Here is an 11,009-nt window from a genome sequence, read left to right as displayed (position 1 = left end):
AGTCCCGCAGCCGCAGAATGTCGCCGGTCATCGACGACCAGGTCGTGGTCTCCTGCAGGGTCTTTCGGCCCGGACTAGCCGCTCGGACACAGACTTTCACATCCTTTTTGGAGACATCCATCCCGGCGCATCGGGCATGCAGCACTTCCATCTCGGTCTCCTTTTCGAGTCCTCGAAAAGTGGGCTGCGGACGGGGCGAACAAAATGCAGGAGTCTAATCCGCGTGCTCGTAGCAACAATCCACGATTCCCGTGGCAGGCCCCGCGCCTCACACTGAGGTACTGGCTCTTCGGCACAAGGGAGGAATTCAAGGTCACCGCATCCCACCCCTCCACTATCAACCCCCCACGCGCCGGTGACCAGCACGAACTCTTCGACCCCCACGACGGCCGCCAGGCCGCAGATACTGAGGTGCGACGAGCGATAGCGCCGCCACCCCCCGCTCCCTGAGGTGCGAGGAGCGATAGCGACGAGCCACGAAGGGCCTGGTGAGGCACCTTGCGAGGCCCTTCGAGGCTCGCTTCGCTCGCACCTCAGGGGGCAGAAGGGTCACCGCTCGCACCTCAGGGAACAGAAGAGGTCACCGCTCGCACTTCAGGGAGCAGAAGGGTCACCGCTCGCACCTCAGGGGAGCACAGTCGAGAGGGGGTTAATCACTCCGGCACGTAGTTGAAGGTGTCCGGATCGGGACCGATGCGTTCGTCGCTGTTGAGGCGGTCGATCTGGGCGACCTCGTCGTCGGACAGTTCGAAGTCGAACAGTGCGAAGTTCTCCTCGACGCGCGAGCGGGTCACCGACTTCGGGAAGACGATGTCGCCGCGCTGGATGTGCCACCGCAGGGTGACCTGCGCGGGCGAGCGGTCCTTGGACTTGGCGATCTCGGTGATGACCGGGTCGTCGGCCACCTTGCCCTGCGCGATCGGGGACCATGCCTCGGTGGCGATACCGTGCTCGGAGTTGAACGCCCGCAACGGGTTCTGCGACAGATACGGGTGCACCTCGATTTGGTTCACCGCGGGTACGACGTCGGTCTCGTCGAAGAGACGCTGTAGATGCGCCTGCTGGAAGTTCGACACGCCGATCGCGCGCGCCTTGCCGTCGGCGTAGGCCTTCTCGAGCGCCTTCCAGGTCTGGACGTAATCGCCCACCTCCGGCAGTGGCCAGTGGATCAGGAAGAGGTCGATCTGCTCGACGCCGAGGTCGGCGAGGGTTCCGTCGAGCGCCTTCAGGGCGTCGTCGTAGTCGTGGAAGCCGTTGTTCAGCTTGCTGGTGATGAAGATGTCCTCGCGCGGAATGCCCGAATCGCGGACCGCTTCGCCGACGCCCTTCTCGTTGCCGTACATCTCCGCGGTGTCGATGTGGCGGTATCCGACCTCGAATGCGGTCAGAGTTGCTTCACGCGTGTCCTCCGGCGGAACCTGGAAGACTCCGAAACCCAACTGCGGGATGGTGATTCCGTTGTTCAGTGTGATGTTCGGGACTGCCATGAGCACTTGTCCTCTCTCTAGGGGTCGTCTACCTCTGCCCCGCACCCGCGCGGCGGGCGGTCTGGGGCCACGTTGTGGTTCAAGGCCACCGGCCCATCCGGGTATTCCCGGCCGGTCACGAACGGGTGCCGCCGGCGCCGAGCAACCGCTCGAGGAAATCCGGCGACAACGCTGCCGGCGCGGGACGGTCACCGGCACGAACACCGCGGGCGACGTCGTCGACGAGCCGGGTGAAGTCGTCGCCGCCATCCAGCGGGAACCGAACCATGCCCGACGCTGCGCACTGCGCCAGGACAGCCAGGGTCTGTGCACGTGCCTCGTCCGGCCGCCCGGCCGCGTCGAGACACATCGCCAGGAGTCGTCGCGCCCGCAGAATCGCTCGGTGGCGGCCGCTGCCGACCAACCTGTTCACCCACTCCTGCGCCCATCGACAGGCGACGTCAGGGGCTTCGGCGGACTCGCCGGCGTCGAGCATCAACCGGATCGCGGTCTCGGCATGGAGTTGCGCGACGATCGCCGCGATGCCGCGTGTCGGCACCTCGGCGTCGGCGTCGACACGCGCAGACACCCCTCGACGAGCCGGCAGGTGCCTCACCACCTGCTCGTTCTCGGCGACGGCACGCAGCCGCGGGGTGTCGAGCCGCTCGGCGATGTCCACGGCTTCGTCGAGGTAGGACCCCGCGACCGCCCGGTCACCGTGGCACAACGCCACGCGCGCCCCGACGAGATGCCGAGCCTCGATCATGTCGACGACGCCTTCGGCGGCCCCGATGAAGAAGCTCTCGTCGAGCAGCCGTTCGGCTTCGTACAGATCACCGCGCTCGTACCGGACCGCCGCGAGAAGGGCGCTGGCGAGTTGCGCACCCTGCGACTGGGTCGACGAACCCTGTTCGCGCGACAACCGCAGTCCCGTACGGAAGCATGCTTCGGCACGATCGAGGTCGAGCTGTTCGACGTAGGCGAGCCCGTCGAGTCCGTAGCCGTACATGACCGCGTACGGACCGGTGTTGCGTCGGTGTGCCGGGATCGCGCGTTGTTGCCAGCGGTGAGCCTCGTCGAAGTCGAATCGCAAGGTGGCGCCGAGGGTCCCGACATTGTGGATGGCCGACACGAGGAACGGCGGCAACCCGTCGAGGTCGTCGGCCAGGCGCGCCACCAGTTCGTCGAGCCCGTCGAGCCGGTCGGAGATGGCGCGCACGCACGCCTCGGCGATGTCGGCCTCACGGCGAATTCCCAGGGCAGCATCTGACCTCGCCAGTCGCTCGAGTGCGACCCGCGCCCGTTCGAGGGAGGCTTCGGCGAGCGCGGCGCGGTGCAGGAGGAGGTTCGCCCACGCGAGTTGCATCTGCAGGATCGGGTTGGCCGCCACCGTCACAGGCGGCAACTTCTCCATCAATGTGATCAGGGTGGTCATTCGCGAGTGTTCGATGAGTGACCGGCCGTCGGTCTCGACGAGTTCGATGGCACGGTCCGCATCACCGGCGGCGAGCGCATGGTCGACAGCCTCGGTCAGCATTCCGTGCCCCGCGAACCACTCCGACGCCCTGCGGTGCAGTTGCGGAATGAGTTGCGGTTCATCGCGTTCCAGCCTGCGCCGGAGAAACTTGGCGAACAGGGAGTGGAATCGGAACCACTGTCCGGCCTGATCGACCCGGGTGAGGAACAGGTCACGGAGCTCGATCTCCTCGAGCATGGCCTGTCCTCGCTCCTCGCCGCTCAGCGTGGTCGCGAGATCGGCGCAGATCCGTTCCGGCAGCGAGACGGTGAGCAGGAAGTGCAGGACCTCCGGTTCCAGCACGCCCAGGACGTTCTCGGCGAGGAAGTCACCGATGGCATGGTGCCGGCCGGAGATGTCACCGATCAGCTCGCCGGGACGCCCGGATCGGCGCAGCGACACACACGCCAGTTGCAGCGCCGCGACCCAACCGTCGGTCGATGACCACAGTTCGGCGACCTCGTCGCCCCGCAGGTCCAGACCGGCGACATCAAGGAGGAACCGCCCGGCTTCCGCCTCGTCGAAACACAGTGCTTCCATGTCGATCTCGATGATCTCGTCGTGGACGTGCAGGCGACTGACCGGGAGGCCCCTCCGGGTGCGGCTGGTCACGATCACCTGCAGGTGATGACAACCGTGTTCGAGTAGATAGTCCATCACTCCGATGACCGCCGGGTCCGTCACCCGGTGCCAGTCGTCGACGATGAGCGCGATGCGCCGGCCGTGCTCGTGAACCTCGTTGATCAGCGATGTCAGCACGTACTCCTCGGCACGATCGCCGTGTTCCTCGACCGCCGCCGCGAGGTCGCCGACGGCGTCCGGGGCCGCCCGGCGCAGTGCCTCGACGAGGTCGGCGAGAAACCGTGCGACGTCGTTGTCGGTGTCGTCGACCGTCAGCCACGCCACCGGCACGCCGTCGACGGCGAGTTCCTCGGCCCACTGCGCCGCGACCGTGGTCTTTCCGTAGCCGGTGGGTGCGTGGATGAGCGTGAGACGGCGCAGCTTCCCGTCGCGCAGTGTCTTCAGGAGTCGGGCCCTGGTGACCTGTGCCCGAGGCCGGACGGGTGGGCGGAATTTCGTCGACGGCATGGGCAGCGTCATCGTCGTCCGCCGCCGCGGCGTCGTCGTCGTCGTCGTCGAGGTAGCAGGTACCGTGGCCCCGTCTGGCAGCGCCATCCCGTCGAGTGGCACCCCGAGCCGCCGCTGCGCGTTCCGCAGTTCCTCGCCCAGCTCTGCCGCCGACCCGGGGCGGTCGGCGGGTTCGCGCGCCATCGCATGTTCGATGCAGCCGGACACCTCCGCGGGGAATCCGGCCGACGTGAGATCGGGGACTCCTTCGCTCGCGACGCGGAGGAAGTGCGCGACCACTTGCTCCCCGCTGCGCCTCTCGAACGCCGCGTGGCCGGTCAGCGCACAGAACAGAGTCGCGCCCAGCCCATAGACGTCGGAGGTCACTGATGGCGTCGCACCGGCGAGGAGTTCGGGCGCGGTGAAGGCGGGCGAACCGGTGACCAGATCGGCGTCGGTCTCGAAGCCGCCGGAGATACGGGCGATGCCGAAGTCGGTCAACTGGGGTTCGCCGTATTCGGTGAGCAGGATGTTCCCCGGCTTGATGTCGCGGTGCAGGGTGCCCGCCCGGTGGGCCGTCTCGAGCGCACCGGCCACCTTGATGCCGAGCCGGAGCACGTCGCGCCAGTCGAGCGGACCGTCCCTGCGGATGCGCAGATCCAACGATGCGTGGGGGTGGTATTGCATCACGATGAACGGAAAGCCCTCGGGCGTGGACCCGACCTCGAGGATGTTGACGATGTTCGGGTGCCCGGAGAGTCGTCCCATCGCACGCTGCTCACGCACGAACCGCTCGAGGTTCTGCGCGTCGAGGTGGTCGGTCAGCACCTTGACCGCGACATCGCGGTCCAATGCGGGCTGGCGGCAGCGATATACGGCACCGTAGCCACCACGACCGATCTCGACCGGATCGGCGAAACCTGCTTCCACCAGTTCACCGGCGACGTCGCGGACGGCATCGCGTTGTGTGGTCAGCGGATCGTTCTCGGCCATGACGTGCCTCGATCGCAGGTCGATCGCGTGGTGCCCTGTCCAGCCTACTCACGCAGACCCCGAACACCCGGGTTTCGTTCTCGAACGGGGTACCCGCGCAGCGGACCGCCCACAACGATTGCGCCCTGCGTTTCCCAACGGTCCTCATCTGTGACAGAGTTGACGGGCGGCCATCGGTCTTGGTGGTTGCGCACACTGAAGAAAGAAGTACAGCAGTATGGCACAGGGAACCGTCAAGTGGTTCAACGGCGAAAAGGGCTTCGGCTTCATCGCTCCCGACGACCAGGGCGCAGATGTCTTCGTCCACTACTCCTCGATCCAAGGTAGCGGCTTCCGCAACCTCGAAGAGAACCAGCGCGTCGAATTCGACGTCGAGCAGGGCGCCAAGGGCCCCCAGGCTACCAACGTCAGCGCGCTCTGAGCTCCTGACTTGCGCGAAACGCCCCGGACGGCCACTCGGTCGGATGGGGCGTTTCGTCGTCTCCGGACCGAACATCATCTGGCCGGACCGGTTACACACGAAAGTCCTCGCGGCGCGTCGGTCGTCCTGACGAAAACCACCCCCCCTCGGCGTAGTCCACGTCACAATTAGGCGGGGCCGGACCCCAGAGACGTGAGGGTGATGCAGGTGACCGATCCGGTGGTGGTGCTGACCAAAGCCCGTACGTCGTGCGAGATGCGGGCGGTACGCGAGTGGACGGCGGCGAACTATCCGGACGCGACGATCTCCCGATCGGCGGAGATCGACTTCGACGGCATGGCGCCGGAGACGTTGCTCGTGCCTGTCCGGGCGGTCTGGCTCCCGGCGGTCCGGCAAGGTGAGCGGCGGGTCACGCTGGGCGACGTCCTGGTGCTGTCCAATCCCCGGCGGCCGCTCGGAGCGGTCCAGCCGCTGATCCGGAAGAGACGTCCGGACAGTCTCCGCGTCGTTGCCGGTGCACCCGCCACGATCGAGGAACTACGCACCCGGTATGCCCATCACCAGGCGCAGGGTGCGCCGTTCGCCCAGTTCGTCCTGTTCCAGGCGTCGGTGTCGGCCGAGCGAGCCGAACGCCAGATCGTCGGTGATCGCTACAAGGTCCCCCGGCTGGTCGCCGAGCAGATCAGCAGTTCGTCGCGATTCCAGACGTCCGCGGCCAAACTCGCAGCCGAACTGGGTCGGCCCACCGATGCGGTGGTCGCCGAGGCCACCGACAAACTCTCGACCTTCGTCGCCACCCAGAGCCGGCTCATGGACGACGTGTTCTCGGCGACCTTCAACCGACTGCACGAGCGGGCCTGGAACGTCACCGTCGACGTCGAGAACCTCAACACCTTGCGCACCCTCAACAGGTCCACCGGCCTGATCTTCCTGCCCTCCCACCGGTCCTATGTCGATCCGCTGGTCCTGGCGAAAGTGCTGCGCAACAACGACTTCCCACCCAACCTCGTGCTCGGCGGGAACAATCTCTCGTTCTGGCCGGTGGGCCCGGTGGCCCGCCGCGCCGGCATGATCTTCATCCGACGCAAGTTCGGCGCGGACCCGGTCTACAAGTTCGCGATGCGCTCCTACCTCGCCTACATCGTCGAGAAGCGCTTCAACCTGGAGTGGTACATCGAGGGCGGTCGCAGCCGGACCGGCAAGCTCCGGAAGCCCAAACTGGGACTGCTCACCTACGTCGTCGACGCGGTGGGGCAGCTCGACGAGGCCGACGTGACGATCGTGCCGACCTCGATCGTGTACGACCAGCTCCAGGAGATCGGCGCGATGGCGGCCGAGGACGCCGGTGGCACGAAGAAGCCCGAGGGCGTCGGGTGGTTGTTGCGCTACGCGAAGGCGCAGCGCGCCTACCTGGGCGAGGCCCGGGTGCGATTCGGGACCCCCATCTCGCTGCGGACCGCTCTCGCCGACGCCGGCGAGGGCCGCGCGCGACTGGAGAAGGTCGCGTTCCGGGTGATGGACGAGATCAATTCCGCCACCCCGATCTCGGCGACCTCGCTGGCCGGTTTCGCCCTCCTCGGCGCGCACGACAGGGCGTATACGCTCGCGGAGATCGAGGCCATCCTGGCTCCCCTGCTCGACTACATCCGCCGGCGCGAGCTACCCGGCCCGGACCCAGCCCTGTGCCGCGGGGTCGGGCTGACCCAGACTCTCCGGGTCCTCGCCGGCAACGGCGTGGTGAGCTGCTTCGACGGCGGTTCCGAACCGGTGTGGTCCATCGTGCCGGACAACCACGCGGTCGCGGCCTACTACCGCAACGGGGCGCTCCATCACTTCGTCGACCGCGCGATCGTCGAGGTCGCCATGCTCGCCGTGGCCGACGGTGACGTCCGGGCCGACGACATCCCGCCGGACGAACACCCCGTCGGATACGACGAGACGGCCGACGGTCCGCTCGCCGACGAGGGGCTGCTCGCGGCGTCGCAACGGGAGGCCCTGCGAATCCGCGATCTGCTCAAGTTCGAGTTCTTCTTCCCGGCCAAGACCGAGTTCCTGCACCGACTCGGTCTCGAACTCGATCTGCTGGCCCCGGGCTGGCGTGCCGTGACGCCGACGCAGGAGTGGACCTACGAGATACTGCACGGCCATACCGGCGGACTCCTCGCCCGACGCACCCTGCAGCCGTTCTTCGACGCCCAACTGGTCTTCGCGACCAAACTCGTGGAACTCGGCACCGCATCGCGCGACAAGGAGGACCTGATCGTCGAATGCCTCGGTCTGGGACGCCAGCTGTCCCTGCAAGGTGTTGTGCGCAGCAAGGACTCGGTTTCCAAAGACCTCTACGACGGCTGTTATCAGCTCGCCGACAACCGCCACCTGATCCACGGCGAGGAGGTCGCGGACCTCGCGACCGCCCGCCGGGACTGGCTCGACGAGGTCGAATCGATGCGCGAGCGGCTGGCCCGGATCGCGTCGATCGAGGATCTCCAGCCTGCCGTGGGCGGAGCCGACACCATGGACACTATCTGGTCGGAGGGGACACGATGAGTGCCTTCACCGACCGGATGCGGGCCATCCGGTCGGCACCCACCGGTAAGAAGGTCGCCGCGCTGTTCGACTACGACGGCACCCTGATCGAGGGCTTCTCCGCCGCCGCCATCATGCGAGCACGCTTGCGCAGCATGGAATTCGGTTTCGGCGAACTCGCCGACTTCCTGCTCATCGGATTGCGCGGCGTCGTGTCCGAACAGGATTACGCGGAAGTGCTCGACGCCACGCGTCCCACGTTCGCCGGCAAGACCTACGCCGAGCTGATCGAGTTCGGCGAACACCTCTTCAAATACGAGACGGCGGCCAAGCTGCGGCCGCAGATGTGGCAGATCCTGCGCGCGCATCGGGAGATGGGACACACCGTCGTCATCGCGTCGTCGGCGACCCGATTCCAGATCGAACCCATCGCGCGGGAGATCGAGGCCGACTTCGCACTCGCCACCGATGTCGAGGTCGTCGACGGGGTGGTCACCGGCAACATCCGGGGACGCCCGCTCTGGGGTCCGGGAAAAGCCGCTGCGGTACGCACCCTCGCCCGTGAGCACGGCATCGACCTCGACGCCTCCTTCGCCTACAGCGACGGCAACGAGGACATCCCGTACCTGGAGTCGGTGGGCAACCCGGCGGCGGTCTCCCCGCGCCGAATACTGCGGGCGGAGGCCGAATCCCGCGGCTGGCCGATCATCGACCTGAAGAACCCCACGTACAACCGGCTCGGGATGCTGGCCCGAACCGGCGCCTTCTACGGTTCGTTTCTCGCCTCCGCCGCGGTGGGCGTCACCACCGGGCTCGTTCGACGCGATCCCGCCGCACTCGTCGAGGCCCTGCCGACCGGTACCGACGTCGGGCTGTCACTCGCCGGGATCCACGTGCAGGTCCTCGACGGAGGCGAGTACCTCACGTCGGCGCGGCCGTGCGTGTTCCTGTTCAACCACCAGTCGAAACTCGACCTGCCGGTGATGATCAACCTCGTGCGGTCCGAGGCCACGGGGGTGGCCAAGAAGGAGGTGCAACGGGTTCCGGTGGTCGGGCCGATCCTGCAGCAGGCCGGGTTGGTGTTCATCGATCGCGCCGACCCGGGCCGCGCGATCGAACAGCTGGCGCCGGCCGTCACAGCTCTGCGGGACGAGGGAATGTCGCTCGTGGTCGCGCCCGAGGGCACCCGGTCGCCCACACCACGTGTGGGCAGGTTCAAGAAGGGTCCGTTCCACATCGCGATGCAGGCGGGTGTCCCCGTCGTACCGGTGGTCCTGCGTAACACCGGCGAGTTGATGTGGCGCGGTGCGCAACTCATCCGACCGGGGACCGTCGAGGTGATGGTGCTGCCGCCGGTGGACACCAGCGACTGGTCGCCCGACGAGATCGGCGACCGCGCCGAGGAGGTCCGGCAGATGTACATCAGCGCCCTGGCCGACTGGCCGCTTGACTTCTTCGCCGACGACGACGCCCGGCCACCGGTCGAGGTACCGGAAGAGAGGCAAGTGTGAGCGAGGAACCGGACCTGACCGACGGGGTGGACCGACCGCTCGACTGGGCCAACGAGCCCCACATGAGCTCGGTGGACACCATCATGTGGCGAGGCGACACCGATCGCCGGATGCGCGGGACCATCTGCATGCTCGAGGTGTACGACTGCGCCCCGGACTGGGACCGGCTCGTGGCTGCCCACGAATGGGGAAGCCGAATGGCCCCGCGATTCCGGCAGCGCGTCGTCGACTCCCCGTTCGGCATGGGAACGCCCAGCTGGGCAGTCGACCCGGACTTCGACCTGCACTACCATCTGCGCCGAATCCGTCTGGGCGGCAACGGCAGCATGCGTGAGCTGCTCGTCACGTGCGAGCAGCTCGCGATGACCGCGCTCGATGCCGCACGGCCGCCGTGGGAGGGCACGCTGATCGAAGGGCTGCCGGACGGCAAGGCCGCATACTTCCTCAAAGCCCACCATGCGCTCACCGACGGCCTGGGCGCGATCATCGGACTCGCCCAGCTGCATTCGCCCACACGCGAACACAATCCGGGCAAACCCCAGCCGCCGAGTCCCGACCCGGTGAACATCACGCCCGTCGACCTGCTCCGCCGGCAGGTGGACGAGGAGATCCGGCGGATCCCGCATCGTGTCGACACGACCTTCCGCGGCGTCCGCGCGCTGGCACATCCCCGCCAGGCAGTGAGTTCCGTTCTCCGCTATGGTCGCTCGGTTCCACGCGTGGCGGGCCTGGTCAGTCCCCCGGGTTCCCCGTTGCTCGCGCACCGGAGCCTGTCGTGGCGTTTCAGTGCGTTCGAGGTCCCGTTCACCGACCTCAAGGCGACCGCGACGGCGACGCGGGCGTCGATCAACGACGTCTACCTCGCCGGGCTCATCGGCGGCTTCCGCCTCTATCACGAGAAGATGGGCACCCCGATCGAGACGATGCCGGTCGCGATCCCGATCTCGGTGCGGCGTCCGGAGGATCCGGCGGGTGGCAACCGGATCGCGGTGGGACGGCTCGCCGGACCGGTCGGGATCGCCGACCCCTTCGAGCGGGTCCTCACCATCCGCGAACAGGTCCGCGTCGCCCGGCACGAACCGGCCGTCGACATCTTCAACACCCTGGGCTCGGTGATGGCCTGGTTGCCCGGATCGGTGCTCATGCAGTTCAGCGGCACGACCAGCCAGAACGATCTGCAGGCCAGCAACGTGCCGGGCATTCCGTGGGACACCTACGTGGCCGGCGCCAAGGTCGAGCGGATGTTCCCGTTCGGCCCGCTGCCCGGCTGCGCGATGATGGCGACGATGATCACCCACAACGGAACGGCCTGTCTCGGAATCAATTCCGACGGCGCCGCGGTCACCGACCTCGAGTTGTTCGCCGACTGCCTCGTCGCCGGTTTCGGTGAGGTGCTGGCTCTCGCCGCCGACGACGACGTCGTGCCGGGGGTTCTGCGACGGGTGGTGTGAGGGAACTCGTGGCCCACGTTCTGTGCATTCGAACCAGTCCGAATGGTCAGAACCGAG

General features: G+C 67.3%; 6 protein-coding genes and 1 pseudogene. 4 read left to right on the top strand and 3 right to left on the bottom strand.

Annotated features, from left to right (window positions below; all coding sequences use genetic code 11):
* From Q9R39_RS20760 to Q9R39_RS20750, 3 genes and pseudogenes are all read right to left on the bottom strand, one after another.
* Positions 1-151: pseudogene (locus tag Q9R39_RS20760) on the bottom strand (IS110 family transposase); the annotation flags it as partial.
* Positions 152-653: 502 nt separating this feature from the next.
* A complete protein-coding gene (locus tag Q9R39_RS20755; RefSeq protein WP_311278093.1) occupies positions 654-1,487 on the bottom strand; it encodes an aldo/keto reductase in 834 nt (277 codons plus the stop codon).
* A gap of 115 nt (positions 1,488-1,602) precedes the next feature.
* Entirely contained in the window at positions 1,603-5,043 is a 3,441-nt protein-coding gene (locus Q9R39_RS20750; RefSeq protein ID WP_311278092.1) for a protein kinase domain-containing protein, read from the bottom strand.
* A 217-nt stretch (positions 5,044-5,260) separates the two neighbouring features.
* Here Q9R39_RS20750 and Q9R39_RS20745 point away from each other — a divergent pair, with 217 nt between their 5' ends.
* The 4 genes from Q9R39_RS20745 (at position 5,261) to Q9R39_RS20730 (ending at position 10,952) form a co-directional block, all read left to right on the top strand.
* Positions 5,261-5,464 carry a cold-shock protein gene (locus Q9R39_RS20745; protein ID WP_058252822.1) on the top strand — a complete coding sequence of 68 codons (204 nt, stop codon included), beginning with the start codon at positions 5,261-5,263 and terminating at the stop codon, positions 5,462-5,464.
* A gap of 201 nt (positions 5,465-5,665) precedes the next feature.
* On the top strand, positions 5,666-8,011 hold the full coding sequence (locus tag Q9R39_RS20740; RefSeq protein WP_205334003.1) for a glycerol-3-phosphate 1-O-acyltransferase: 2,346 nt from the start codon (positions 5,666-5,668) through the stop codon (positions 8,009-8,011).
* The gene (locus tag Q9R39_RS20735) at positions 8,008-9,501 is read left to right on the top strand and encodes an HAD-IB family hydrolase (protein ID WP_311278091.1); all 1,494 of its coding nucleotides are present in this window, start codon (positions 8,008-8,010) and stop codon (positions 9,499-9,501) included. Before Q9R39_RS20740 ends, Q9R39_RS20735 begins: the two co-directional genes overlap by 4 nt.
* Positions 9,498-10,952: a wax ester/triacylglycerol synthase domain-containing protein gene (locus Q9R39_RS20730; RefSeq protein WP_226511873.1), complete on the top strand. Its 1,455-nt coding sequence runs from the start codon at positions 9,498-9,500 to the stop codon at positions 10,950-10,952. The genes Q9R39_RS20735 and Q9R39_RS20730 overlap by 4 nt, the downstream gene beginning before the upstream one ends.
* The last annotated feature ends 57 nt before the right edge of the window (positions 10,953-11,009 follow it).

This window comes from Gordonia sp. AC31 (assembly GCF_031844505.1).
Lineage (GTDB): Bacteria > Actinomycetota > Actinomycetes > Mycobacteriales > Mycobacteriaceae > Gordonia > Gordonia hongkongensis.
This window is presented reverse-complemented; position numbering and strand designations above follow the sequence as displayed.

What these genes read in the sequence shown, in the direction of transcription:
- Q9R39_RS20755 (WP_311278093.1), bottom strand. Translation starts at nt 1,487, where the DNA reads ATGGCAGTCCCGAACATCACACTGAACAACGGAATCACCATCCCGCAG.
- Q9R39_RS20750 (WP_311278092.1), bottom strand. Translation starts at nt 5,043, where the DNA reads ATGGCCGAGAACGATCCGCTGACCACACAACGCGATGCCGTCCGCGAC.
- Q9R39_RS20745 (WP_058252822.1), top strand. Translation starts at nt 5,261, where the DNA reads ATGGCACAGGGAACCGTCAAGTGGTTCAACGGCGAAAAGGGCTTCGGC.
- Q9R39_RS20740 (WP_205334003.1), top strand. Translation starts at nt 5,666, where the DNA reads ATGCAGGTGACCGATCCGGTGGTGGTGCTGACCAAAGCCCGTACGTCG.
- Q9R39_RS20735 (WP_311278091.1), top strand. Translation starts at nt 8,008, where the DNA reads ATGAGTGCCTTCACCGACCGGATGCGGGCCATCCGGTCGGCACCCACC.